Genomic DNA, 26,135 nt, shown 5'->3' on the forward strand with positions numbered 1-26,135 from the left:
AAAACACGAAACATACGAAAAGGTCGGCGGGTGGCCGAGCATTTTTCGCGCTTTTCGCGTGTTTCGTAGTTCCTTTTCAGTCGTCGATGCCCTCGGCTTTGGCGACACAGGTGTTTGAGTTGTTTTTGAACCGTCACTTAGCGAAACGCTGAAGCATTCGGCGTTTCCCGCGGCACAGTGATGTGCCGCCAGGATCGACGGCGACAAGCCGTCGATTGTGAAGCACCCCGAGTGTCGCGCCTCTCGGGGTGCTTGCTGATCTTGGCCAGGCATGGCCAGAGATAGCGTCTCCGTCAGGAACGGCTGCAGAGCGCAAACGCAGAGGCACGGGCAGCCTTGGCTCACCGGAGACGACGGCGGATAGGAGATCCAAGCCATGTTTAGCGGCGCTGATCAAACGACCTAGCGAGGCTGCGCCTCAGACCCACGAGCCGTGCTCATCGCTATCGGGATCCCTTTTCCCGGACCCGAACCCGAACTCGATCCCGATCCCGATCCCGATCCCGATCCCGATCCCGATCCCGATCCCGATCCCGATCCCGACTTACCCGGCTAGTCCGACGCCGCGTAGCGACGCGGAGCGCAACGGAGCGATCGCGAATGCGGTGGCTCAGCCGCGACTCGCCGCAATCACGATCTTCGTCACCTGCACCACCAATAGCGGCAGCAGCGAGAAGCCGGCGACCAGGAGCCAGCCGGCGAGGGGCAGCGGCGCGATGCCGAGCACGTCGGCGGCCGGAGGCACCCAGACGGCGAGCGCGAGCAGGCCGACGCCGATGGCCATGGCGGCCCAGACCATGGGGTTCTTGGTGATCTCGTTGACGAAGATCGGCGAGTCGGCGCTGCGCATATTGAGCACGTGCACGAGGCGCCCGAAGCCGAAGGTCAGAAAGCCGATGGTCACGGCCTGCGCCGTGTCGAGCTTGAGCCACTGGAACGCGAGCGTGAACGCGATGAGCACCGTGGCGGCGATGAGCGCGCCGTAGCCGGTGATGGCGAGCCAATGCTCGCGCTTGAGGATGGGCTCGTGCTTCGGGCGCGGCGGCGCGTCCATGACGCCGGCGGGGCTCGGGCTCAGGCCCAGCGCCAGCGCCGGCAGCACGTCGGAGACAAAGTTGATGTAGAGGATCTGCAGCGGCAACAGCGGCAGCGGCGCGCCGACGACGGCCGCCGCGGACACGGCCATGATCTCGGCGAGGTTGCCGGAGAGCAGGTAGATGATGAAGCGGCGGATGTTCCGAAAGATGGTCCGGCCGTGCTCGATGGCGTGCACCAGGGTCTCGAAGGCGTCGTCCTTGAGCACGATGTCCGCCGCCTGGCGGGCCACCTCGGTGCCGCGCCGACCCATGGCGATGCCGATGTCCGCCTGTTTGAGCGCCGGGGCGTCGTTGACGCCGTCGCCGGTCATGCCCACCACCCAGTCGGCGTCCTGATACAGGTCGATGAGCCGCAGCTTCTGCTCTGGACTGATGCGCGCAAACACATCGCTCTCCAGCAGCCGCTCGCGCTCGGTGGGGGACAGCTCGCCCAAATCGCCGAGGCCGGAGGCGTCCACGGGCTCCGTGTCCGGCGGTGCCAAGCCGATCTCGGCGGCGATGGCCTGCGCCGTCGCGGCATGGTCGCCGGTGCCCATGACGACGCGGATGCCGGCGTCCTGGCAGGCGGCGATGGTGGTCTCGATGCCGGCCCGCGGCGGGTCGTAGAGGCCGGTGAGCGCGAGCAGGGTCAGGCCGTCGTAGGGCTCCGCGTCCGGGCTATCCGCGACCTTCTCGGCGACGGCGAGCATGCGCAGGCCGTCGGCAGCGAGGTTCTCGCTCCGGCTCTGCCAGTCCTCGCGGGCGTCCGCGGTCAGCTCGACATCGCCGTCCGCGGTGCGGACATGGGTGCAGTGGGGCAGCACCGCCTCCGGGGCGCCCTTGACGGCGTAGCCGTAGCCGTCGTCGCTGGCGTGCACCGTCGCCATCATCTTCAGGTCCGGGTCGAAGCTGATCTCGCGCTCCTCCGGCAGGCGCTCAAGCAGCTTCTCGCGATGCAGGCCGGCGGCGGCGGCGCCCTCCAGCAGGGCCACCTCGGTGGGGTCGCCGACGCTGCCGTCCTCGCCCAGACTCGCGTTGTTGCAGAGCGCGGCCATGATCAGCGCGCCCTCAAGCCCGGCGACCTCGTCCACGCGGACCTCGGTGTCGTCCTCGCGCAGGAAGCGCACGCCGTCGCCGTCGCGCTCCAGCTCCAGCGTCTCCGCGGCCAGCGCGATGCGCGCGAGCGTCATGTGGTTTTCGGTGAGGGTGCCGGTCTTGTCCGTGAAGATCAGGCTCGCGGTGCCGAGCGTCTCGACGGCGGACAGCCGCTTCACCACGGCGTTGCGCTTGGCCATCTTCTGCATGCCGCGGGCGAGCGCGAGCGTCGCCACCACGGGCAGGCCCTCCGGCACCGCGGCAATCGCGAGCGCGATGGCCGTCTCCAGCATCACCAGCATGTCCTTGCCGGCCAAGAGCCCGGCCGCGGCGACGACGGCGGCGATGGCGAAGGTGAGCCAGATGAGCCGCCGGCCGAGCTTCTCCAGGCGCTGTTCCAGGGGCGTGGCGGACTGCTCGGCCTCTTCCACCAGCCGCGAGATGTTGCCGAGCTCCGTGTCCATGCCGGTGGCGACGACGATGCCTAAGCCCGAGCCGTCCGTGACGGCGGTGCCCTTGAAGGCCATGTTCTCGCGCTCGCCCAACGGCGGATCATCGCGATCGAGCGCACCGGTGCCCTTGGTGACGGGCACGGACTCGCCGGTGAGCGCCGCCTCGTCGCACTGCAGCCGGTTCGCCTCCAGCAGGCGCAGGTCGGCGCCGACCATGTCGCCCGCCTCCAGCAGCACGATGTCGCCGGGCACCAACTCGTCGGCGGCGACGGTGCGCTCCCGGCCGCCGCGGCGCACGCGCGCACGGGTCTTGCCCATGCGCTGCAGGGCCTCCATGGCGCGGGTGGCGCGCAGCTCCATCGTGAAGCCGATGACGGTGTTCACCAGCACCGCGGCGCCGATGGCGATGGCCTCCACATGGCGGCCGAACACCGCCGCCGCCACCGCGGCGGCGATCAGCAGCAGCACGATGAGGCTCGCGAGCTGGTCGATGAGGATGCGCCAGGTCGGCCGCGCGCGGGCCTCCTCCAGGCGGTTGGGGCCGTATTCCTCGCGTCGGCGGCGGACCTCGGCCGCGTCGAGGCCGCGCTCGAGGCTGCTTTCCAGGCCGTCGAGCAGCGCGTCGGCGCTCTCCCGGTGGGGTGTTGTTCTGGTCCGTTGGTCCATGGGGCCGTCGCTCTGGGGTGGTTGTCGCGATTGTTTCGTTGTCGTAATCGAATTCGATTCGTTGCCGGGCGTTGACTGGTGGAGTGTTGACCTCCAGGTCAACACCGACCGAGCGGGATGCACTGAAACGCGAGTGCGTAGCCGACCTGGAGGTCGGCTCTCCGGCCCGGCTCCGGCCCGGCTCCGGCCGGTCTCGGGGCTTACGCGCCGCTGCACTAACCGACCACTTGCATCGCCGCGCGCACCATCTGCGCCGCGTAGCCCGTCTCGTTGTCGTACCAGGCCATGATCTTCACGAGGTCGCCGCCGACGACGCGCGTCAGGCCCAGATCCACCACCGCCGCGTGCTTGTCGCCGATGATGTCGGCGGACACGACCGGCTCCTCCACGATGCCCACCACGGCGTTGTAGCGGGGGTTCAGGGTCTCCTCCAGGAAGATCTTGTTGACCTCGTCCACGGAGGTTTCGCGCTTGGTGACGTAGGTGAGATCCGCCACCGAGCCGACCACCACCGGCGCCCGGATCGCGAGCCCGTCGAAGCGACCGGCCAGCTCCGTCAGCACCGCCGTGGTGGCGTTTGCGGCGCCGGTGCTGGTGGGTACCAGGTTCGCGGCGCCGGCACGGCCGCGCTCCATCTTCTTGGCCGGGCCGTCCACGATGCCTTGGCTCGTGGTGTAGGCGTGCACCGTGGTGAGCATCGCCTTGGCGACGCCGATGCGCCGGTCCATGATCTCCGTGACGGGCGTGATGCAATTGGTCGTGCAACTGGCGCAGGAGAAGATCGGCGCATCGCCGGGGTCGTTGACGCCGGGCACCACCATTGGCACCTCGTCGCTTTTGCTCGGCGCGGAGAGCAGCACGCGTTTGGCGCCGGCCTCCAGGTGCGCGCGCAGCGACGCTTGGTCGCGGAACACGCCCGTGCATTCCATCACCAGATCGATGCCGAGCTGCTGCCAGGGCAGCCGGGACGGGTCTTTCTGGTTCAGCACCGGCACGCGCAGGCTGTCGATGACCAGATCATCGCCATCGCTCGTGATCTCGCGCAGGTTGCGGCCGTAGGCCGTGTCGTAGCGGAGCAGGTAGGCGAGCTGCGCTGGCGTGGCCAGGTCATTGACGGCGGCGAGCGTCAGCGCCGGCTCGTCCATCACGAGCCTCAGCGCGGTGCGCCCGATGCGGCCCAAGCCGTTGATTGCGATCTTTGCCATGGGCTTAGCTCCTCATGCTGCGTGGTTCGTGTCGGCCCGCGGCTGAGCCGCAGACAAGAATCCGTCGGCGCTCAAGCGCGCAGGTGGCGCACCTCGACGCGCTCCCGCAGTCTTTGGAGGTCCTGCGGGCGAAACAGGTCGCCGTTGTGGTGCTGCACCGCCGCCGCGGCCGTGGCGACGCCGTCGCGGGCCGCCTGCACCAGGTCGCCGCCCTGCGCGAGCCGGTGCGCGAGCCCGGCGACGAAGCTGTCGCCCGCGCCCACCGGGGCGCGGCCGGCCACCGACGGCGGGCGCAGATGCGCGCGGTGCTCGGCGCTCGCGAGCACGGCCCCGCGGGCGCCGAGCGTGACGACGAAGGCCCGGGCGACGCCGTCCGCAATCAGCCGGTCGAGCGTCGCGAGATAGTCCTCGGGCGCATCCCCCGGCACGTCGAAGAGCTGCCGGCACTCGCGGTGGTTCGGCTTCACGAGGTAGAGCGGGGCGCGGGCATCGAGCGCCGCACGCAGCGCTGGCCCCTTGGTGTCGAGCAGCACGCGGCTGCCGCGGTGGGCGGCGCGCTCGGCGGCGCGGGCGTAGAAGTCTTCCGGAACCCCGGGCGGCAGGCTGCCGCTCAGCACCAGCAGATCGGGTGCCGGCTCCAGCGTGCCGACGGCGTCGAGGCAGGCCTGCCATTCGCCCGCGTCGAGCTCCGGCCCGGGAAACACCAGGTGCAGCACCTCGTCGGTGTCCTGCACGTGCAGCGCGATGTTCTGGCGCACGTCGCCGCCGATGGGCAGCGTCTGCATCGGCACCGAGAGCTCGGCCAAAAGCCGGTCGCAGACGGCGCCGGTGGGGCCGCCGCTCGGATAGATCGCGAGCACGTCGGCACCGAGCACCCTGAGCCCGCGCGCGACGTTGATGCCGCCGCCGCCGGGGCTTCGCCGCGGCGACCGGCAGCGGCTCTTGTGGCCGGGTTCGAGGCCCTCGGTCTCGGTGCTGAGATCGAGCGCCGGATTCATGGTCAAGGTGACGATGGCGGCCATGGCGTTGGTGCTCGGGCGTTGGTTCTCTGGCGTTGGTTCTCTGGCGTTGGTTCTCTGGCGTTGGCGTCGCGCGTCAGCGCGCGGAGTAGCCGCCGTCGATGACCAGCGCGCTGCCGGTGACGAAGCGGGACTCGTCGCTCGCGAGATAAACGATGCCGTGGGCGACGTCCTCCGGCTCACCGACACGGCCGATGGGATGCAGGCGCTCGAGGTGCCGGCGATAGCCCTCGACACCGCGCTCGAAGCGCTCGCCCATGGCCTCCACCCGCGGCGTCCAGATGAAGCCGGCGTGCACGGAATTGACGCGGATGCCGTCGGCGGCGTAGAGCAGCGCGTCGGTCTTGGTCATCAGGCCCACGGCGCCCTTGGAGGCGTGATCCGGCGGGATGTCCTGCGCGCTGACGATGCCGCACACCGAGGACAGGTTGATGATGCTGCCGCCGCGGCCCTCGCGGCCGCGGCGCATGTAAGGCACCGCGTGCCTAGTGCACAGAAAGACCCCTTTCACGTTGAGGTCGATGGTCCGCTGCCACTCGGCCTCGGTGAGCGCGCGGCCGGGCCTGTCCGCCCCGCTGCTGCCGGCGTTGTTCACCAGCACGTCGATGCCGCCCAGGTGGTCCGCCACCTGGCGAAAGACGTCCTGCACTTGGGCTTCGTTGGCGACGTCCAGGTGCCAGTAGCGGGCATGGGCGCCGGTCTCCAGCAGCTCGGCCACCAGTGCCGCGCCGGCCGCGTCCTGCACGTCGGTGACGGCGACCCGGGCGCCCTCGCGCGCGAGCAGCCGGCAGGCGGCGCGGCCGATGCCGGCGGCACCGCCGGTGACCACCGCGACCTTGTGCTGCAAGCGCTGCATGCGCCAGGCCTCCGCTCAGCGCCAGCCCATGCCGCGCTGCTGGCCGTGCGGGAACGCGTCGAATTCCCCGCGGCTGATGCTGCCGTCGCCGTCGGCGTCGAGGTCGTCGAAGCCGGGCGCGTCGGGGGCGCCCTGCAGCCGGTAGCCCTGCTGGGCGCGCTGGCTGCGGCGCTCGGCGCGGGCCGCGTTCAGCTCCGACTCGCTGAGGCGCCCGTCACCGTCGGTGTCGAAGCGCTCGAAGGAGGGCGGCGCCCAGCTCCCGCGGCCCATGCCCGGACCCATCATGCCTGGCCCCATGCCGGGACCCATGCCGGGACCCATGCCGGGACCCATACCTGGCCCCATACCGTCGCCGCGACCATAAGGGCCGGGGCCGTAGCCCTGCCCCATGCCCCGCCCGCCGTTCTGCGGGCCGGCGCCGTAGCCCGGTCCAGGGCTGCTCTGGGCGCCTGTCTGGGCATTGCTTTGGGAGCCGGCCCCCGCGCCGCTCTGGGCATCGCTTGGGGCGTCGGCTGCCGAGCCGCTCTGTGCCCCGGCGCCGCCGACGCTGGTGGTGATGCCGGCAATCAACAGGGTCAGCAGAATCCAGAAGCTTCTGGTCGTGTATTGCATGTCATGCTCCGGCAGTTGTGCTCTCGGTGGATTCGGAAGGGTGCGCGTGCGCTTGTGCCGCTCAGCCGGTGCGTTCCACCTCGGCGACGGATTGCTTCACGGCGAGGAAGCTGTCCGGGTTCACGGAGATGGAATCGATGCCGGCGCGCACCAGAAAGGCCGCGAAGTCCGGGTGATCGCTCGGCGCCTGGCCGCACAGGCCAACCTTGCGCTCGTGCTCATGCGCGCTCTGGATGACGGTCGTGATCATCTGGCGCACCGCGTCGTTGCGCTCGTCGAACAGGTGCGCGAGCCGGTCGGAGTCCCGGTCCACGCCGAGCACGAGCTGCGTCAAGTCATTGCTGCCGATGGAGAAGCCGTCGAAGCGCGCGGCGAAGTCCGCCGCCAGGATGACGTTGGACGGCACCTCGCACATCACGTAGACCAGAAGGCCGTGCTCGCCGCGCTCCAGCCCGTACTCGGCCATCACGGCGAGCACCTGGTCCGCCTCCTTCGGCGTGCGGCAGAAGGGCACCATGACGACGATGTTGTCGAGGCCGATCTCCAGCCGGGCCCGGCGGATGGCCGCGCACTCCAGCGCGAAGCCGTCGCGATAATCGTCGCTGTAGTAGCGGCTCGCACCGCGCCAGCCGAGCATCGGGTTGGCCTCGGCGGGCTCGAAGGCGCGCCCGCCGATGAGGTCCGCGTATTCGTTGGTCTTGAAGTCGCTCAGGCGCACGATGACCGGGTGCGGATGGCTGCCGGCGGCGATGCGCGCGATGCCGCGGGCGAGGCGGTCCACGAAGTACTCCGCCTTGTCTTCGTAGCCGCGGGTAAGCCGGTCGATCTCGGCGCGTGCAGCGTCGTCCACGCGCTCCGGGTGCAGCAGCGCGAGCGGATGGATCTTGATGTGCTGGTTGATGATGAACTCCATCCGAGCGAGCCCGACCCCATCGTTCGGCAGTCGCCACCAGCGCATGGCCGCCGACGGGTTCGCGAGGTTCAGCATGATCTTGGTTCGGGTCTCGGGGATCGCGTCGAGATCGATGTCTTCGGCCTCGAAGTCCGCCGTGCCGGCGTAGACGAAGCCCATCTCGCCCTGGGCGCAGGACACCGTCACCTCCGTGCCGTCCTCCAGCCGCTCGGTGCCGTCGCCGGTGCCGACGATGGCGGGCAGGCCGAGCTCCCGGCTGACGATGGCCGCATGCGACGTGCGCCCACCGTGGTCCGTCACGATGGCCGCGGCGCGGCGCATGATCGGCACCCAGTCCGGGTCCGTCATGCCCGTGACCAGCACGTCGCCCGGCTCGAAGCGGTCGCTGTCGTCCGGGCTTGCGAGCCGGCGTACCGGCCCGGCGGCGATGGCGTCGCCGATGGCGTAGCCGCGCGCCAGCTCCTCGCCGTGCGCGTTCAGCCGATAGGTCTTGAGCGTGTCGGGCTGGCGCTGCGAGTGCACGGTCTCGGGCCGCGCCTGCACGATGAAGAGCTCGCCCGTCTCGCCGTCCTTGGCCCACTCCATGTCCATGGGCTTGTCGTAGTGGCGCTCGATCTGCACCGCCCAGCGGGCAAGGGTCAGCACCTCGTCGTCGCCGAGCACGGGCTGGCGGCGCTCCTCGTCGCCGGTCTGGACCCGGCGCGTGGGCGTGTCGGGGTCGTCGGCGTAGACGAGCTTCGCCTCCTTGGCGCCGATGCTGCGCGCGACGATGGGCGTGAGCGCGCGGTCATCGAGCAGCGGCTTGAACACCAGAAACTCGTCCGGGTCCACGCTGCCCTGCACCACGGTCTCGCCGAGCCCCCAGGCGCCGTTGATCAGCACCGTGCGCGGGAAGCCGGTGTCCGTGTCCAGGCTGAACATGACGCCGGCGGCGCCGGTGTCGCTGCGCACCATCTGCTGCACGCCGACGGAGAGCGCGACTTTGAGCTGATCGAAGCCGTGGTCGTCGCGGTAAGCGATGGCGCGGTCGGTGAAGAGCGAGGCGTAGCAGCGCAGCACGGCGCGGAGCAGGGCGTCCTCGCCGCGGATGTTCAGAAAGGTTTCGAGCTGCCCCGCGAAGCTCGCCTCCGGCAGGTCCTCGGCGGTGGCGCTGGAGCGCACGGCGACGTCGGGCTCGGCGCGGCCGAGCTGCTCGGCCAGCTTGCGGTAGGCGCCGCGGAGGGCGTCCGTGAGATCCTCCGGCAGCCGGCCGTCGAGGAGCAGCCCGCGGATGGCCTCGCCGGTCTCGCGCAGCGATTGCTCGCCGTGTCGATGGGCGTTGACCTGCGCGCGGATGCGGTCCTCCAGCGCGTTCTCGCGGAGGAAGCGGCGGTAGGCGTCGGCGGTGGTCGCAAAGCCGTCCGGCACCCGCACGCCCTCGCCGGCGAGTGCGGCGATCATCTCGCCGAGGGATGCGTTCTTGCCGCCGACGCGGGGCACGTCGGCGTTGCTCAGGTCCGCGAGCGGCAACACGAGGGCTTTGGGCATGGCAAGGGGTCCGGCGGCGGTTTCCGGTGGGCCGCGCCGGCGCTGATAGCGGGGCGCGGGCACGGTGGCTCGGTCAGCAGCTAAGCATGGCTCGTGCCGACCGCGGGCATGGCAGGCGCCCTGGGCGCATGCTCGCGTGCCAACCGAGGATCTGCGCTCATCGGGGATTCACGAGGCCGCGCCTGCGTGGTCGCAGATGGGTGAAATGCCCCATGCGCTGGTGCAAATGCACCGGCGGCGGCTTGGCGACCGGGGTACGCGGCTGGCGCGGCTGCGCGCCCCAGTTGGCTCGGCGGCCACCCCATGCGATGCTATCGCCCGCCTCGGTGGTTGCCCTATGGCATCAGTAAAAGTCCTAAGTTACAGTCCGTTGTGACCTGGGAGCGCCGGCTTTCAGCCGGCTTCGCGCGCCGGGGGCTCGACGCCCCCGGCGCGCGATCTGCGGCGCTGGCGCCAAACCATCGCCTATGCTGATCGAGCGGCCGCGCAAGCGCCGTCGCCCAGACGCCGCCGGGCCGGCATCGAGCCGGCTGGAAAGCCGGCGCTCCCAGTCCGGGCCGGCATCGAGCCGGCTGGAAAGCCGGCGCTCCCAGTCCGGGGCGGCGGCGAGCCGGCTGGAAAGCCGGCGCTCCCAGTACCCGGCGATCGGCGGGGTCGGGGGGAACTCGATCACTGTTTGGAGGGAAATAAGCTTGATTAGCTCATCTGCTAGGTCATCGGCATTGATTGCATCGGGCGTCCCCGGGCTGGACGAGGTGCTCGGCGGCGGCCTGCGCGCGGGCCACATCTATTTCGTCGAAGGCGCCCCCGGCACCGGCAAGACCACGCTCGCGCTGCAGTTCGCCTTGGAGGGCGTGCGCCGCGGCGAGGCGACGCTGGTCATCTCCATGGCCGAGTGCGCCGATGAGCTCTGCACCTCTGCGGCCTCCCACGGCTGGGACCTCTCGGGTCTGGCGTTGCGCGACCTCGCCGCACCGGACGCGGTGCGCTCGACGGCGCTGTTCGAGCTGTCCGAGGTGGAGCTCGATGAGCGGGTCGATGCGGTGCTCGCCGAGATGGACGCACTGAGGCCCGCGCGACTCGTGCTCGACACCCTCGGCGCGCTGCGGGACTTCTGCACCCAGCCCTGGCAGTTCCGCCGCCGCCTGGAGCAGTTCCGCGACAAGGCGCAGGCGCTCGGCACCACCATGCTGTTTACCGACGACCTCACCGGCGGCGAGCAGCTTCGCCCGCGCAGCCTCGCCTGGGGCCTGATCCAATTGGAGCAGCGCATCGGCGACTACGGTCCGCCGCGGCGCCGGCTCTGGCTGCCCAAGCTGCGCGGGCAGCCGTACAGCGGCGGCTGCCATGACATGCGCATCGCCACCGGCGGCGTGCAGGTGTTCCCGCGGCTGGAGACCCCGGCGCCGACCGAGCCCGCGGCCGGCGGCCAGGTGCAAAGCGGCGTCGCCGAGCTGGACACGCTGCTCGGTGGCGGCCTGGAACGCGGCACGAGCCTAGGCATACTGGGGCCGCCCGGCTGCGGCAAGTCCACGCTGGTGTGCCTGTTCGCGCTCGCCGCGGTGGCGCGGGGCGAGCGCGCCGCGCTCTATCTGTTCGATGAGGCCGAGGAGACGCTGAAGCTCCGATCCAAATCCCAGCAGTTGGACATCGAGGCGGCGCTCGCCTCCGGGCTGCTGGAGCTGCGCCAGATCGACCCCGCCGAGCTTGCACCCGGCGAGCTGGCGCAGGAGCTGCGCACGGAAGTCCTAGAGCGCGGCACCCGCATCATCGCCATCGACAGCCTGAACGGCTATCTACAGGCGATGCCGGACGAGCGCTTCATGAGCCTGCACGTGCACCATCTGCTGTCGTGGCTCGGCAGGCATCGCGTGCTGACCCTGGTGACCTTGGCGCTGCCGAGCCCGTTGAGTCAGAAGGCGGGGCTGGATCTGGACTTGTCGTATATCACCGATGCCGTCATCGCCCAGCGCTACTTCGAGGCCTACGGCAGCATGCGCTACGCCATGTCCGTGATCAAAAAGCGCTACGGCGACCACGAGCGGACCATCCGCGAGTTCCGCATCGGCCCCAAGGGCATCATCGTCGGCGAGCCGCTGTCGGAGTTCCGCGGCGTGCTCTCCGGCGTGCCCGAGTACGTCGGCGCGCGGCAGCCGCTGCTGTGAAGGGTGCGTCCGCGCCCGAGCGGGTGCTGATGCTGGCGCCCACCCGCGGCGATGCCGAGGTCTGCCGCCGCTTTCTGGCCGCCGGCGAGTTCAGCGGCGAGGTTCACACGGACGTGGCCGCCTTCTGCGCCGCGCTGCGCGAGCCCGCCGCCGTGCTTGTGATCGCGGAAGAGGCCCTCGCCGGGCCGGCCGGCCATGGCATCCGCGACCATGTTGCCGAGCAGCCGGAGTGGTCGGCGATCCCGGTCATCGTCTTCGGCGGGCGCCACGCCACGCATCGGCTGGGCGCGCTGGACCGCTACGACGCCTACGGGCGCGTCACGCTGCTGGAGCGACCCGTGCGCATGGCCGCCTTTATCGGCACGCTCCGGCTCGCGCTTGAGGAGCGCCGCCAGCAGTACCGCATCCGCGACCTGCTGGCCGAGCGCGCCGAGCGCATTGAGCAGCGCGATGAGTTCATGGCCATGCTCGGCCACGAGCTGCGCAATCCGCTGGCCGCGCTGATGGTCACCGCCGACGTGCTCGCGAGCCTGCCCGCGGACAGCGATCAGGCCGGCCGCTGCCGCGGCATGATCGGCACCCAGGCCCGGCAGATCAAACGCCTGCTGGACGACCTGGCCGATGTCTCGCGCATCAACCGGCGCAAGCTCGCGTTGGAGCGCGAGCCCACCGACCTGCGCCAGGTGCTGCGTGACGCCGTCGCGCAAGTCCAAGACGAGATCCGGCGCCGCAACCAGTGCTTGCACTTGGATCTCGACGGGCCGCCGGTGCCGCTGCTGGCCGACCCGCTGCGGCTCCGGCAGGTGTTCGCGAACCTGCTCACCAATGCGACCCGCTACTCGCCGGACGGCGGCGCGATCAGTGTCTCGCTGTCCGTCGGCCGCGGGCTCGTGCAGGTGGCGATTCAGGACAACGGCGCCGGCGTGCGGGCCGAGGCGCTGGAGCGCATCTTCGAGCCCTTCTACCAGGAGCGCGACGAGCACGGCCGGCACGTCGGCCTCGGCATCGGCCTGACGCTCGCGCGCACGCTGGTGGAGATGCATGCCGGCAGCATCGGCGCGCACAGCGACGGCCCCGGCCGGGGGACGGAATTCGTCGTCACGCTGCCGCTCAGCGCAGGCGGGGTGCCGCGCGCCGCAGCGACGGCGGCGCCGACCGGCGCGGAGGCTGCGCCGCGCGGCCGGCACCTGCTGCTCATCGAGGACAACCAGGAGCTTGCCGACGGGCTGCAACACCTGCTGGAGGCGCGCGGGCACAGCGTCGCCGTGGCCCATGACGGCCCGGCAGGCCTGCGCGCGGCAGCGGAGCGCCGGCCCGACGCCGTGGTGCTCGACATCGGCCTGCCCGGCCTCGACGGCTGTGAGACCGCGCGCCGCCTGCGCCGCATCGACGGCCTATCTGGCGTGCGCATCATCGCCGTCACCGGCTTCGGCCGCGATGCCGACCGCGAGCGCAGCCGCCGCGCCGGTATCGACCGGCACCTGGTCAAGCCGGTCTCGCTGGCCGAGCTGGAGCGCGCGCTGGGGGGTTAGTGCGGCAGCGAGTCAGTTCCGAGGCCGTCTCGGGCCCGGCCCGGCCGGGCCGGGCCGGACTTGGCCGGAGAGCCGACCTCCAGGTCGGCTCCGCAATTCGCGATAATCAGTGCATCGCGCTCTGTGGGTGTTGACCTGGAGGTCAACACTCCAGTCAGGGCATCGAAATCGCTATCGGAGTCGATAGGACATGACACTGGGGACGGCGATGAGCGGCGCGAATTCGATTTCGATACCGATTTCTTAGCCTCGCCGCTGCTCCCGGTCGTCGGCGAGACGCCGACGCGCCACGGCGCCGCTGCTCCCGCGGCGGACGCGGCAGGGGCCGCGCTCAGCCCTGGTCGAGCAGCTCCAGCAGCGTCGTTGCCTCGACGGGCTTCACGAGGTGGCCATCGAAGCCGGCCTCGCGGGAGCGCTGGCGGTCGCGCGCCTCGCCCCAGCCGGTGAGCGCGATGATGCGCAGGTGCCGACCCTCCGGCAGCTCGCGGATGCGCCGGCAGGCGGTGTGGCCGTCCAGGCCCGGCATGCCGATGTCGAGCAGCACGATGTCCGGTGCCTGCTGCTCGGCCGCCGCCACCGCCTGCAAGCCGTCGCTCACGGTGATGGGGTCGTAGCCGCGCAGCTCGAGCAACATCGCCAGCGACTCCACCACGTCCTGGTTGTCGTCGGCAATCAGCACCCGGGGCTTGCCGCGGTCCGCGGACGCGTCCTCGCGTGGCGCCGGCGCGGACGCCGATGTCGGCTCGGCGGGTGCCGACGGCGCGGCGGCCAGCGGCAGGCGCAGGGTCACCGTGCTGCCGCAGCCGGGGCCGGCGCTCGTCGCCTCGATGTTGCCGCCGTGCATCTGCACCAGGCGCCGGGTCAGCGCGAGGCCTATACCTAATCCGGTTGCGCCGCGCCCGCTGGGCTCGCCCACCTGCGCGAACATGTCGAACAGCTTCGGCAGCTCCGTCGCGGCGATGCCGACGCCGGTGTCGCTGACCGCGATCTCGACCCGGTCGCCGTCGCGCCGGGCGCTGACGCAGATGTGACCGCCGGGGTCGCTGTACTTGCTCGCGTTGTCCACGAGATTGACCAGCACCTGGGTCAGGCGCACCGGGTCGGCGTCCAGCTCGATGGGGGCGGTCGGCAACAGCAGCTCCAGCGTCTGGCCGCGCGCCTCGATCTGCGCCGCCATCGCCTCTTGCATCTGCGCCACGATCTGTTCAAGCCGCACCCGCTCGCGCTTGAGCTGCAGGCGCCCGCGGGTGACGCGGCTCATGTCCAGCAGGTCATCGACCAGCCGCACGAGATGGCGCGACTGGCGGTCGATGATGTCGCGCGCCGCGGCGGCGCTGTCCGGGAGCCCTTCGGCGAGCTTGAGCAGCGCGATGGCGTTGCGGATGGGCGCCAGGGGGTTGCGCAGCTCGTGGGCGAGGGTGGCGACAAACTCGCTCTTGCGTTGATCGGCGTCCCTCAGCGCCTCCTGCGCCCGCTTGACGTCGTGGATGTCCGTGGCCGTGCCGAACCATTTGACGATACGCCCGGCGTCGTCGCGCACCGGCACGGCGCGGCTCAGGTGCCAGCGGGTGCTGCCGTTGCGCATGCGGATGCGGTGCTCGCACTCGTAGGTGGTGCCGGTGCCGACCGCGCGTGCCCAGGCGTCCGTGGTCGGCTTGCGGTCGTCTGCGTGCAGCACCGGCTGCCAGTCGAAGGCGCCGTCGGCGGCTCGCTCGATGCCTGCGTATTCGCGGTAGCGGTCGTTATAGTAATCCACGGTGCCGTCCGGTTCCGCGGTCCAGACCAACTGCGGCATGGCGTCGGCCAGGCGGCGGAAGCGCGCGACGCTCTCGGCGAGCATGCCCTCCGCCGCCTTGCGCTCCGTAATGTCCATGGTCAGCCCGAGCAGGCGCCGCGGGCGGCCGCCGTGCGCGATGACGCGCCCGCGGGAGCTCATCCAGCGCTCGCCCAGCTCCGGGTGGCGGATGCGCAGCTCGCAACTGAAATCCTGCTGCGTGGCGATGGCGGCGGCCACGGCGCCGACGAGCGCCTCGCGGTCCTCGGCATGCACCTGTTGGAGGAAGTCGTCCCAGCCGAGCGGCGTCTCCGGCGGGACGCCGCAGAGCGCGTACATCTCGGGCGACCACCAGCCAGCGCCGGCGTCGAGGTCCCAGTCCCAGACGCCGCCGCCGGCGCCCTCCAGCGCCCAGTGCAGGCGCTGCTCGCTTGCGCGCAGCGCCTGCTCGGTGCGGCGGCGGTCGGTGATGTCGACGAAGGCATTGACGGCGCCGACGACCCGCCCGGTGCTGTCGCGCAACGGGTCGATGTTGACCAGCACGTCCACGACGCTGCCGTCCGGGCGCTCGATGGCGACCTCCTGGTTGCGGCAGCCGACGCCTTCGCGCAGTGTCCGCGCCATCGGCGAATCCTCATGCCGGAGCAGGCTGCCGTCCGGCAGGCGCAGCCGGAACGAGCCGCAGAAGCGCAGGTCCGGCATGCCGAGCTCGGGCCGTTGGCCCCAGAGCGCGGCGGCCTGCTCGTTGAAATAGGTAATGCGGCCGTCGGCGTCGCAGGTGTAGGCGGCCGAGGGCAGGGCGTCGAGCAGGGCGCGGGCGCAGGGGCCTGCCGCGATGGAGGGCTCATCGGCGGCGGCCGGGGCGGGCGCGTCGGGCCGTGTGGTATCGGTGTCGGCAGGGTCCATAGGGATTCCGGCGACGATGGTCTCCAAGTTTGGCTCCAGATTGGGTGGGAGGTCCGCCGGGGGCTTGCCGATGCGGGTTGGGCCGGCGCGCGGACCTGCCGTTGGCAATGCTGGCGATCTCTGTGGGGTTAGAGTATGCCCCTGTTGATAAAGATTCTCACCGACCGTTCGGCAGATCGGGCCGTTGGTGCGTCGCGGTCGATTTCGCGGTCGGTCTGCGCTGGGACGACGGCGGAAGCTGCGCTACGCCGGTCCACTGATGCAGGTGCTTGCCGCCGCGCCCGTCTATCAATGCTAACCGGCGGGCGGGTAGCGTTGGCGGGCGGTGGCTGGGCCGAGCGCCCGGCAGCTTTCCGGGCGGCTAAGAACACTCTTGCGGTGCTAGGATACGCGCGGCTCGTCCACATGCTGGCCATATCCAATCTTCTAAGGAGTTACTCCTATGCCTGTCGCATCCTGGCCTCCTGCGAATCCACAACAACTCGGCGCTACGTTCACCAAGCTCGGCTGGATCGGCTTCGTCATTCAGCTCGTGCTGCTGAGCCTGCCGCTGGTGCTCGCCATGTACATGTTCTTCGGCTTTACGCCGGACTCCCCCGCGCGCCGGGGCATCGATCTGAGCAACCTTCTGTCCTGGGGCAGCCTGCTCGTGGCGGTGTTCACGGCGGTCTGGTTCTTCCGCTATCCGGGCCTGGGGCGGCGCATCGCGGAGGGGGACACGCGCCTCAGCGGTGCCAGCGTGCTCAAGACCGTCTGGATCGGCGTCTGGGCCTCAGGCATAGGCATCGTGTTCTCGATGCTGCTGCTGTTCTCCGAGTCGAGCCGCATCCTGTTCGTGATGTTGGCGAACCCGCAGACCGGGCTCATGATCTCGCCGAACATCGGTTCCAATCCCAACCAGTCGATCTCGGCGCTGGACGGCATCAGCCTGATCACGCTGTTGATCCTGCTGACGGCGGAGCTGGTGGTGCTGGGGCTGTCGCTCTGGCTCATGTACCGCACCGCGACGCCGTTGAGCGGTAAGGCCGCGAAGGCCTGAGCCCCGAAAGGCGCGGCCGTCCTGCCGATCTTGGCCAAGCCGGCCAATGATCGGCTGGCCTTCGGCGCCGGGGGCTTGGCACCGTGCCGCCCCCGGATGCCGCGAGCCGCACCGCTCGCCGACGGCGTCCGGCCGGGTCGGGATGAGCGTCAATAGGAAAGCGACGATAGAGACGACGACGATCGAGAAGACGACGCTGCGGAGCGCGCTCATGCCGCCCTACCGAATACGGGCCTTCTTCGCCCGCCTGATGCTGTTCTTCGGCTTCTGGCTCCTGCTGCTGGAGCCGGGCTCGCTGGCCCCGGCCGAGGTCGGCGCGGGCCTGGGCGTCGGCGCGCTTGCCGCCGTGGCGGCCACGCTGCTGAGTCTGCGGCTGCTGCCGCCGACGCGCCGGAGGCCGCGGCCTTGGCCCATGCTCAGATTCCTGCTGCGCTTCGTGGTGCAGTCGATGAGATCCGGTGTCGATGTCGCCCGCTTGGCGCTGGACCCCCGCCTGCCGCTGGCGCCCGGCCTGTTGCGGCAGCCGACGACGCTGCCCGACGGCACCAGCCGGGCGCTGTTCGGTGTCCTGATGGGCCAGGTCCCCGGCACCATGACGGTGGGCGCCGGCGAGCACGATCACCTGCTGATCCACTGCCTCCATCGCGATCAGGACGTCGCCGGGGCATACGCCGTGGATGAGGCGCTGTTCCGCCGGATGCTCGGCGACCATGGCGGCGCCGGCGGGGAGCCGGCGGCGCGATGACCGCCTTCCTGCTCGGTGCCGGTGCCTTCATTCTGCTGACGGTCCTGCTCGGGCTCCTGCGCGTGCTGCGCGGCCCCGGCGATGCCGAGCGCCTGATGGCGGCGCAACTGCTCGGCACCGGCGGCGTCGCCGCGCTGCTGCTGCTCGGCAGCGCCGTGGACCTGACGGCTGCGACGGACCTCGCGCTGGTGCTGGTGCTGCTTGCGGCCTTCGTCGCGGTGGCCTTCGTTGCCGGCCTGCGCGCCGGCGCACCCGCGGGGTCGCCGTCCGAGCCTGGGGCGGGAGAGACCTAAGAGGTGCTTGAGGGCGCCGAATGGTTGCAGATGAATCAAGTTTTACGACGACAAAAGGCGCTTGCAGGCAAAAGGGCCGAGGGCCAAGGGAGCCCTCCTTGGCCCTCGGCCCTTGGCCCTTGGCCCTGGTGGCTGAGGAGAAGCCTCGCTAGATGATCTGGGCGGACGTCTTTACCGTGGTGCTGGTGACGGCGGGCGCGCTGTTCTTCTTCGCCGGCTGGGTCGGTCTCATGCGCTTTCCGGACTCGCTCAGCAGGCTGCATGCGCTGAGCAAGGCGGACAACCTGGGGCTCGGGCTCGTCGTCGTCGGGCTCCTCGCGCAGGCGAGCTGGCCCTACGGCGTGCTCAAGCTCATCGCGCTGTGGCTCTTGGTGATCCTCGTCGGCGGCGCCACCGGGCAGATGCTGGCGGGCGCGCTGCATGCAGCCGGGCCGACGCCGGAGCCGGATCGCCGAGGCGATGCGGCGCGCGACGCAGGGGGCACCCGCTGATGCTGCCGGACCCCCGCTTGGCGGACCTGCCGCTCGTCGTTGCGCTGTTGGCGCTGGCGCTCTGGCTCATCGCGACGCGGCACGATCGCTCCGCCATCATCGGCTTCACGGCCTATGGCCTGATTGTCGCCATTGTCTGGGTGCGGCTGGGGGCGCTGGACGTCGCACTCACGGAAGCGGCGCTCGGCGGCATCATGGGCCTGCTGCTGCTGATGGCGGCGGCGCGGCTCGGCGATGCACCGGACGGGCCGCCGCCGACCTGGCCGCTGCGCGTGCTGGTCGGGCTCCTGTGCGGCGCGGTCACCGCCGGGCTCGCGGTCTTGGTGCTGACGCTGCCGGAGCCGGCGCCGAACCTGGTGGCGGCGGTGGCCGAGCAGCAGTCCGCCACCGCGCTCAAGAACCCCGTGGCCGCGGTGCTGGTCGCCTTCCGTGCGGTCGATACGCTGCTCGAATCGGCCGTGCTGGCGCTTGCCGTGATCGGGCTCTGGTCCGTCGGTGCCGATGCGGCCTGGGGCGAGCGCCCGCGGGCGCTCGACAGCGATGCGCCTGACCCGGCGCTGGTGCTCTTGGCGCGGCTCCTGCCGCCGGTCGGCCTCGTCGTTGGCGTGCACCTGTTCTGGACCGGCGCGGACCATCCCGGCGGCCCCTTCCAAGCCGGCGCGCTGCTCGCGGCCATGGTGGCGCTGGTGTGGCTCGCGCGGCTCGGCGCGCCGCCGCCGGTGCGAAGCCGCCTGACCCGCGTCGGGCTGATGCTTGGCCCGCTGGTGTTCCTGCTCATCGGGCTCGCCGGGGTCGTCGCGGCCGACGCCTATCTGGCCTATCCGGAGGCGCTCACCAAGCCGCTGATCCTGCTCATCGAGGCCGCGAAGACGCTCTCGGTCGCCGTCGCGCTCGCGCTGCTGGTGGCGGGGCCGCCGGCGCTGCCGAGGGCGCGACCGTGACCGCGGCCGAGCTATACGGTCTTTGCGGCGCCGGCTTGGTCGGCGTTGGCCTGTATGGCGCGATCCTGGGTCGGAGCGCGCTGCGCCGGCTGCTCGGCTTCAACCTCATGGGCAGCGGCGTGTTTCTGATCTTCGGCGCCGTCGCCCGCCGTGGTGGGCTCGCGGGCGGCTCGGCGAGTGACCCGGTGCCGCAGGCGCTCGTCATCACCGGGCTCGTCGTCGCGTTCGCGGCGACGGCGCTCGCTGTCGCGCTGCTGGTGCGCCTGGCCGCGGTGCGGCGGGAAGCCGGCGCTGCGCGCGGCGCCGCCCTGCCTGCGGGCGCCACCGCCGCAGCGGCGCACCCCGAATCCGACGGGACGGGCGCTGCATGACGCTGGCCGCCGTGCTGGAGCCCTGGCTTGCCGGGCCGCGTGCGGCGGAGCTCCTGTTCCCGCTGTTGGCGGTGCCGGTGCTGGCGGCGCTGCTGGCACCGCTGTTGGGCGCCCGCGGCGCGCGGCTGCTCGCGCTCGGGAGCCTGCTGCTCGGGCTTGCGCTGGCGCTGGCCGCGGCGGCGGCGCTGCTCGCCGCGGGTGCGCCGCTGACCTACGCGCTGGGCGGCTGGGCCGCGCCGCTCGGCGTCGAGCTGGCGCTCGACGGACCCGCGGCGCTGATGCTGGTGCTGACGGCCGCCGTGCTCGTGCTGGTCGGCCTGCACGCGGCCGGGGAGTTTCGCGTCGGTGCCGCGGGCCGGCGCGTGACGCTCGCGTTCTGGACCCTGCTGCTCGGGGTTTGGGCGGGGCTGAACGGGCTCTATCTTGGCCGCGATCTGTTCAACCTGTACGTGGCCATCGAGGTGCTCACCTTCTCCGCGGTGCCCTTGGTGTGCCTCAAGGGCGGGGCGGCGCAGTTGGAGGCGGCGTTTCGGTACCTGCTGTTCGCGCTGCTCGGCTCCGCGCTGTACCTGCTGGGCGCGGGGCTCATGCTGGGGCTGCACGGCACGCTGGACATCGGTCAGATCGCGGCGGCCCTCGCCGGCGGCGGCGCGGATGGCAGTGCGACCGGCGCGGTGCGGAGCGGCTCCCTCGCAGCGGTGGTGCTGATGAGTACCGGGCTGCTCGCGAAGACGGCGCTGATGCCGCTGCATCTGTGGCTGCCGCCGGCCCACGGCGGGGCGCCGGCACCGGCGAGCGCGGTGCTGTCGGCGCTGGTGGTGAAGGGCTCGTTCTTTCTGCTGTTTCGGCTCTGGCTGGATCTTGTGCCGGACCCCGGGGCGCTGCACATCGGGCTCGTGCTGGGCACGCTCGGCGCCTTTGCAATCCTGCTCGGCAACCTGATGGCGCTGATGCAGGCGCGGCTGAAGCTGCTGGTGGCCTATTCGACGCTGGCGCAGCTCGGGTATCTGTTCTTGCTGTTCCCGCTGGCGGCCGGCCCCGGCGGCGGCCCGGCGGCAACGGCGGCGCTGCTCCAAGTGGTGTCGCACGCGCTGGCCAAGGCCGCGCTGTTTCTGCTCGCCGGGCGCGTCCAGGTGGCCTTCGGGCACGACCGGCTCGCGGAGCTGGGCGGCTTCGGCCGGGCGCTGCCCATGACGCTTGTTGTTATCGTGCTGGCCGGGCTCGCGCTGGCGGGGCTGCCGCCGAGCGGCGGCTATCTGGTCAAGTCCCTTTACGGCAGCGCGGCGGGCGCCGAGGGCTGGGGGTGGCGGCTGGTGCTGGATCTTGGCGGGCTCTTGAGCGCGGCCTATCTGGCGCGGATTCTCGCGGTGGCGGTGCGACCGGCGGCGGGCGGCACGGCCGCGCCTCACCTCGCGGAGCGCCCCGGCGGCTTCGGCCTGCTGGTGCCGGGGTTGCTCGCGCTCGCGGCGCTGTTGCTCGGGCTCCTGCCCCCTGGCTGGTTCGCGCTGCTCGACGTCGGCCGGGCGGAGATGGCCTCGGCTGCCGCGGTGGCGGGCGCCATGCGCGGGGCGCTCGCGGCCGGCGGCTTCTGGAGCAGCACGGGGCCGGTGCTGACGGTGGCGCTGGCGGTGGTGCTGTTCATCGCGGCGGGGCAGTCGGCGTGGCAGCGGCGCGTCGGGGCGCTCGGGCGCGGGCTGGCGGGCGTCGAGGGCCGGCTGCGGGAATGGCGGGTCGCGGGTGCTCTGTTGCTCGCGATCCTGCTCGCGCAGGCGCTGGCGGTGCTGACCTGAGATCCCGCGATTCCCGCCGCGGCATGGGCAACCGCTGTCCGCAAACTGGCAGAATGCCCCGGCGCGAGCGCCCGGTATGTCTTGGTCTCCGGCGCCGGCAGCCATCGAACAAGACCGTCGCGCAATCTTGTCGTTGGCGTTGTCGTCATCGGACCGCGCACGACGAAGCTTCGACCACGTGGTCACTGACCGAATATCCACGCGACGCGCAGCGTCGCCAGCCGAGGAGTGCGTTATGTATCAGGTGGGGTTATCGCTTTCGCCGGGGGTTCGACGCGGACTCTTCCCCCTGGTGCCCTTGACTGCCGCGTTGCTGCTCGGCGGCTGCGAGCTCGACCCGGCCGCCGAGGTGGCGGCGCCGGAGCCGATTCGGCCGGTGCGCGTCGCCGAGGTCGTCGAGGTCGGCGGCGGTGAGACGATCACGCTGACCGGTACCATCGAGGCCGAGGACACCATCAACTTGGCGTTTCGCGTCGGCGGTCAGCTCATCTCGCGCGCGGTGAATGTCGGCGACCAGGTGCGGCCGGGACAGATCGTCGCGCGGCTCGATCCGGAGACGGCGCAGAACGCCGTCGATGCCGCCCGCGCCAACGTCGCCGCCGCCATGGCGCGGCTGGTGGAGGCGCAGAACACCATCGACCGCTATCAGCCGATGGTGGAGCGCGGCTTCGTCGCCCGGCAGCAGTTCGACCGCGCCGTGGAGTCGCGCAACGCCGCCCGGGCGCAGGTCGAGGCGGCCGAGGCGAAGCTCCGCACCGCGGACAACCAGCTCTCGTTCACCGAGCTGGTGGCGGACGCCGCCGGCACCGTGACGGCCCGCGGCGCGGAGCCGGGGGAGGTCGTCGCCGCCGGCCAGATGGTGGTGCAGCTCGCGCGCAAGGGCGGGCGGGATGCGGTGTTCGACTTTCCGCCGCGGGTGAAGGATGCGCTCGCCGCCGACACAGAGGTGGAGGTGATCTCGGCGACCGACCCCGGCGTGCGCGCGGTGGGCCGCGTGCGCGAGGTCTCGCCGCAGGCGGACCCCGTCACGCGGACCTTCCAGGTGCGGGTCGGGCTGGCGAGCCCGCCGGCGACCTTGCGGCTCGGCTCCACCGTGACGGGCAAGGTGGCCGTCGGCGGCGCCGAGGCCGGTCTCGTGATCCCGGCGGCGGCGCTGACCCGCGCCGACGGCCAGCCGGCCGTGTGGGTGGTGGACCCGGACGTGCAGCGCGTGGCGCTGCGCAACATCGCCGTGCTCGGTCATGAGCTAGACAGCGTGCTGGTGGAGCACGGCCTCGTGCCCGGCGAGCTGGTGGTGACGGCCGGCGTGCAGACGCTGCGCCCGGAGCAGCAGGTGCGCCTGCTCGGTGTCGCGCCGCCGGCACCGGCAACCCCGGAGGCCGCGCCCGCCGCGGCCGAGGACGCGCCCGCCGACGAGACCACGGATGCGGCTGATACGGCCGAGGACGAGGCCGCCCAATGAAGCCGTTCAACCTCTCCGAATGGGCCATCAACCACCGCGCGCTGGTGGTGTACCTGATGATCGTGGCCGTCGTCGCCGGCATCCTCGCCTTCTACAAGCTCGGCCGCGCGGAGGACCCGGCCTTCACCATCCGCACCATGGTCGTCGGCGCCGCCTGGCCCGGCGCGACGCTTGAGGACACGCTCGATCAGGTCACCGAGCGCCTGGAGCGCACGCTGCAGGAGGCGCCCCACGTGGACACGCTGCGCAGCTTCACGCGCGCCGGCAGCACGACCATCTTCGTGGACCTGGAGGGCAGCGCGCCGCCGGAGGTCATCGACGACGTCTGGTATCAGGTGCGCAAGAAGATCGGCGACATCCGCCACACCCTGCCGCAGGGGCTGATCGGGCCGCGCTTCGACGACGAGTTCGGCGACACCTACGGCATCATCTACGGCTTCACCGCCGACGGCTTCAGCCATCGGGAGCTGCGCGATTACGTCGAGGACGTGCGCTCGCAACTGCTGCGGCTGCCCGACATCTCGAAGATCGACATCTTGGGCGCCCAGGACGAGCGCTTCTTCGTCGAGTTCTGGATGGAGGAGCTGGCCGGGCTCGGTCTCAACCCGGCGGTGCTGGTGGAGGCGCTGCGGGCGCAGAACGTGGTCACGCCCACCGGCGTGCTGCAAACCGGCGACGAGGCCATCTCGCTGCGCGTCTCCGGGGCCTTCCGCGAGACGGCGGACCTGCTCGACGTCACCTTTGCGGTGAACGGGCGCATGCTCAGGCTCGGCGACATCGCGCAGGTGCGCCGCGCCTACGCGGACCCGCCGCAGCCCATGTTCCGCGTCAACGGCGCGCCCGCCATCGGTCTTGCCATTGCGATGCGCGAGGGCGGGGACATCCTTCAGCTCGGCGACGAGGTGAAGGCGCAGATGGCCGCCATCCTCGGCGAGCTGCCGCTCGGCATCGACGTGATCCGCGTCGCCGACCAGCCGGTGACGGTGGACGAGGCCATCTCGGACTTCACGACCTCGCTGTGGCAGGCCATCGCGATTATCCTGGCCATCGGCTTCATCGCGCTCGGCGTGCGCGCCGGCACCGTGGTGGCGCTGACCATCCCGCTGACGCTGGCGCTGGTGTTCGCGGTCATGGACATCGCGAACATCGACCTGCACCGCATCTCCTTGGGCGCCCTGATCATCGCGCTGGCGCTCCTGGTGGACGATGCAATGACCACCATCGATGCCATGACCCGCCGCCTCGCGCTCGGCGAGCCGAAGGCGCTGGCCGCGACCTACGCCTACAAGACGCTGGCCTTTGCGATGCTGACCGGCACGCTGGTGACCATCGCCGGCTTCGTGCCCATCGGTTTCGCGCAGAGCAGCGCCGGCGAGTACACCTTCTCGATCTTCGCCGTGGTGGCCATCGCGCTCCTGGTGTCCTGGTTCGTCGCAACGGTGTTCGCGCCGCTGCTCGGCATGGCCTTGCTGAAGGCGCCGAAGCAGAACGCAGCGGACGGCGATGAGCCCGGTGCAGCGCTCAAGCTCTACCGCGGGCTCCTGAACGGCGCTATGCGGCTGCGCTGGCTGACCATCTTGCTGACGGTGGCGGTGTTTGCGGTGGCCCTGGCCGGCGTGCGGCTGATCCCGCAGCAGTTCTTTCCGGCGTCCGATCGCACCGACCTGCTGGTGGACCTGACGCTGCCGCAGAACGCCTCGATCCATGCCACTGCCGCGGCGGTGGAGGAGCTGGACGCGATTCTGGCGGAGGATCCGGACCTCGCGCACTGGAGCGCCTATGTCGGTCAGGGCGCGATCCGCTTCTATCTGCCGCTCAACGTGCAACTGCCGAACCCCTTCTACGCGCAGGCGGTGCTGGTGGCGAAGGACTTCGAGGGGCGCCTGCGCATCGAGGAGCGGCTTGCGGAGCTGCTGCCGGAGACCTTCCCGGAGGCCGTGACCCGCGTCTACCCGCTGGAGCTGGGGCCGCCCGTCGGCTGGCCCGTGCAGTACCGCGTCACCGGCGACGACCCGGACGTGCTGCGCGGCATTGCGCTTGAGCTCGCTAAGGTCATGGCGGACTCCGGGCTCGCCCGGCAGATCAACTTCGACTGGATGGAGCCCGCCCGCGAGGTTCGCATCCGCATCGACCAGGACGAGGCGCGGCGCTTGGGGCTGTCATCGCAGGCTGTGTCGGCGGTGCTGAACACCAACATCTCCGGTAGCACCGTGACGCAGGTGCGCGACGACATCTTCCTCATCGACGTCGTCGCCCGCGAGGTGGGCGGGCAGATGCTCTCCACCCGCAGCCTGCAGACGCTGCCGGTGGCCCTCGCCGATGGGCGCACCGTGCCGCTGAACCAGATCGCGACCTTCGACTTCGGCCAGGAGCTGCCGCTCATCTGGCGCCGCGACCGGGTGCCGACGCTGACCGTCCAGGCCGACACCGCGCCCGGCGTGTTGCCGGAGACCGTCGTCGAGGGGCTCGCCGAGTCCATCGACGCCCTGTCCGAGGCCCTGGCCGTGGGCTACCGCATCGAGGTGGGCGGCACGGTGGAGGAGAGCGCGAAGTCCCGCGCCTCGGTGCTCGCGGTGGTGCCCTTGATGCTGTTCCTGATGCTGACGCTCTTGATGTTCGAGCTCAGGAGCTTCCCGCTCATGGTGATGGTGCTCGCCGTCGTGCCGCTCGGGCTCATCGGCGTGGTGGCGGCGCTGTTGGTGTCCGGGCGGCCGCTCGGCTTCGTCGCCATCCTGGGCATCCTCGCGCTCATCGGCATGATCGCGAAGAACTCGGTGATTCTGATCTCGCAGATCGAGCAGGAGCGCGCCACCGGGCGGCCGATTTGGGACGCGGTTGTGGACGCGAGCACCTCGCGCGTGCGCCCGATCCTGCTGACGGCCCTGTCCACGGTGTTCGGGCTCATCCCCATCGCGCCGACGGTGTTCTGGGGGCCCATGGCCTTTGCGATCATGGGCGGGCTCGCGGTGGCGTCGCTGCTGACGCTGATCGTCATCCCGACGCTGTACGTGACTTGGGAGTCGCTGCGGGGCACCGACCTGCGCAGCCCCAGGGCAGCGCCGGCGCCCGCGGCACCACCTGCGCCCGGTTGAGCCCGGCTGAGCCTGGTTGCGGTGCGGGATGCGCCGCCGTCGTTGGCAGGGCAGGGCCGTTGCTATGCGACGGCTATCTCTATAGCGCCGCGATGTTCGCAGACCTTGAGCTG

19 protein-coding genes are annotated in these 26,135 nt (G+C 71.1%); 12 read left to right on the forward strand and 7 right to left on the reverse strand.

The features are described from left to right. The first annotated feature begins 433 nt into the window (after positions 1-433). Entirely contained in the window at positions 434-556 is a 123-nt protein-coding gene (locus ML01_RS31005; protein ID WP_256363622.1) for a hypothetical protein, read from the forward strand. Positions 557-610: 54 nt separating this feature from the next. Here ML01_RS31005 and ML01_RS07525 read toward each other — a convergent pair whose 3' ends face one another. The 6 genes from ML01_RS07525 to ppsA all read right to left on the reverse strand — a co-directional run bounded on the left by ML01_RS07525 (position 611) and on the right by ppsA (position 9,421). After that, a complete protein-coding gene (locus ML01_RS07525) occupies positions 611-3,289 on the reverse strand; it encodes a cation-transporting P-type ATPase (protein ID WP_058554789.1) in 2,679 nt (892 codons plus the stop codon). Between the two features lie 215 nt (positions 3,290-3,504). Then, positions 3,505-4,494 (reverse strand): type I glyceraldehyde-3-phosphate dehydrogenase, encoded by a 990-nt coding sequence (locus ML01_RS07530; protein ID WP_058554790.1) that lies wholly within the window; start codon positions 4,492-4,494, stop codon positions 3,505-3,507. A gap of 71 nt (positions 4,495-4,565) precedes the next feature. Further along, positions 4,566-5,516: a 1-phosphofructokinase family hexose kinase gene (locus tag ML01_RS07535; protein WP_058554791.1), complete on the reverse strand. Its 951-nt coding sequence runs from the start codon at positions 5,514-5,516 to the stop codon at positions 4,566-4,568. 73 nt (positions 5,517-5,589) lie between these two features. Beyond that, a complete protein-coding gene (locus ML01_RS07540) occupies positions 5,590-6,369 on the reverse strand; it encodes an SDR family NAD(P)-dependent oxidoreductase (protein ID WP_058554792.1) in 780 nt (259 codons plus the stop codon). 15 nt (positions 6,370-6,384) lie between these two features. Next, positions 6,385-6,981: an EF-hand domain-containing protein gene (locus ML01_RS07545; protein ID WP_058554793.1), complete on the reverse strand. Its 597-nt coding sequence runs from the start codon at positions 6,979-6,981 to the stop codon at positions 6,385-6,387. Positions 6,982-7,042: 61 nt separating this feature from the next. After that, entirely contained in the window at positions 7,043-9,421 is a 2,379-nt protein-coding gene (ppsA, locus tag ML01_RS07550) for a phosphoenolpyruvate synthase (protein ID WP_058554794.1), read from the reverse strand. Positions 9,422-10,143: 722 nt separating this feature from the next. Here ppsA and ML01_RS07555 point away from each other — a divergent pair. Continuing rightward, positions 10,144-11,586 (forward strand): ATPase domain-containing protein, encoded by a 1,443-nt coding sequence (locus tag ML01_RS07555; RefSeq protein ID WP_058554795.1) that lies wholly within the window; start codon positions 10,144-10,146, stop codon positions 11,584-11,586. A 29-nt stretch (positions 11,587-11,615) separates the two neighbouring features. Then, entirely contained in the window at positions 11,616-13,118 is a 1,503-nt protein-coding gene (locus tag ML01_RS07560; RefSeq protein ID WP_156427600.1) for an ATP-binding protein, read from the forward strand. 331 nt (positions 13,119-13,449) lie between these two features. Here the strand turns inward: ML01_RS07560 and ML01_RS07565 are convergent, their stop codons facing one another. After that, positions 13,450-15,825: a PAS domain-containing protein gene (locus ML01_RS07565; RefSeq protein WP_156427601.1), complete on the reverse strand. Its 2,376-nt coding sequence runs from the start codon at positions 15,823-15,825 to the stop codon at positions 13,450-13,452. A 415-nt stretch (positions 15,826-16,240) separates the two neighbouring features. Between ML01_RS07565 and ML01_RS07570 the strand changes: the two genes are divergently transcribed. The 9 genes from ML01_RS07570 to ML01_RS07610 all read left to right on the forward strand — a co-directional run bounded on the left by ML01_RS07570 (position 16,241) and on the right by ML01_RS07610 (position 26,022). Beyond that, positions 16,241-16,837, forward strand: a complete 597-nt coding sequence (locus ML01_RS07570) for a DUF3611 family protein (RefSeq protein WP_058554798.1) — start codon at positions 16,241-16,243, stop codon at positions 16,835-16,837. A 211-nt stretch (positions 16,838-17,048) separates the two neighbouring features. Then, positions 17,049-17,582: a Na+/H+ antiporter subunit E gene (locus ML01_RS07575; RefSeq protein ID WP_058554799.1), complete on the forward strand. Its 534-nt coding sequence runs from the start codon at positions 17,049-17,051 to the stop codon at positions 17,580-17,582. Then, on the forward strand, positions 17,579-17,875 hold the full coding sequence (locus ML01_RS07580) for a hypothetical protein (protein WP_058554800.1): 297 nt from the start codon (positions 17,579-17,581) through the stop codon (positions 17,873-17,875). The genes ML01_RS07575 and ML01_RS07580 overlap by 4 nt, the downstream gene beginning before the upstream one ends. A 152-nt stretch (positions 17,876-18,027) precedes the next feature. Then, positions 18,028-18,366 (forward strand): monovalent cation/H(+) antiporter subunit G, encoded by a 339-nt coding sequence (locus tag ML01_RS07585; RefSeq protein WP_058554801.1) that lies wholly within the window; start codon positions 18,028-18,030, stop codon positions 18,364-18,366. Continuing rightward, positions 18,366-19,307 carry a hydrogenase subunit MbhD domain-containing protein gene (locus ML01_RS07590; RefSeq protein WP_058554802.1) on the forward strand — a complete coding sequence of 314 codons (942 nt, stop codon included), beginning with the start codon at positions 18,366-18,368 and terminating at the stop codon, positions 19,305-19,307. Before ML01_RS07585 ends, ML01_RS07590 begins: the two co-directional genes overlap by 1 nt. Continuing rightward, a complete protein-coding gene (locus ML01_RS07595; protein ID WP_058554803.1) occupies positions 19,304-19,678 on the forward strand; it encodes an NADH-quinone oxidoreductase subunit K in 375 nt (124 codons plus the stop codon). Before ML01_RS07590 ends, ML01_RS07595 begins: the two co-directional genes overlap by 4 nt. After that, entirely contained in the window at positions 19,675-21,468 is a 1,794-nt protein-coding gene (locus tag ML01_RS07600; protein ID WP_058554804.1) for a complex I subunit 5 family protein, read from the forward strand. The genes ML01_RS07595 and ML01_RS07600 overlap by 4 nt, the downstream gene beginning before the upstream one ends. Positions 21,469-21,760: 292 nt before the next feature. Continuing rightward, complete coding sequence (locus ML01_RS07605) at positions 21,761-22,930, forward strand: efflux RND transporter periplasmic adaptor subunit (RefSeq protein WP_254045168.1); 1,170 nt, start codon at positions 21,761-21,763, stop codon at positions 22,928-22,930. Further along, the gene (locus ML01_RS07610; protein WP_058554805.1) at positions 22,927-26,022 is read left to right on the forward strand and encodes an efflux RND transporter permease subunit; all 3,096 of its coding nucleotides are present in this window, start codon (positions 22,927-22,929) and stop codon (positions 26,020-26,022) included. Before ML01_RS07605 ends, ML01_RS07610 begins: the two co-directional genes overlap by 4 nt. The last annotated feature ends 113 nt before the right edge of the window (positions 26,023-26,135 follow it).

Origin of the sequence: Thiohalocapsa sp. ML1 (assembly GCF_001469165.1) — a bacterium.
Lineage (GTDB): Bacteria > Pseudomonadota > Gammaproteobacteria > Chromatiales > Chromatiaceae > Thiohalocapsa.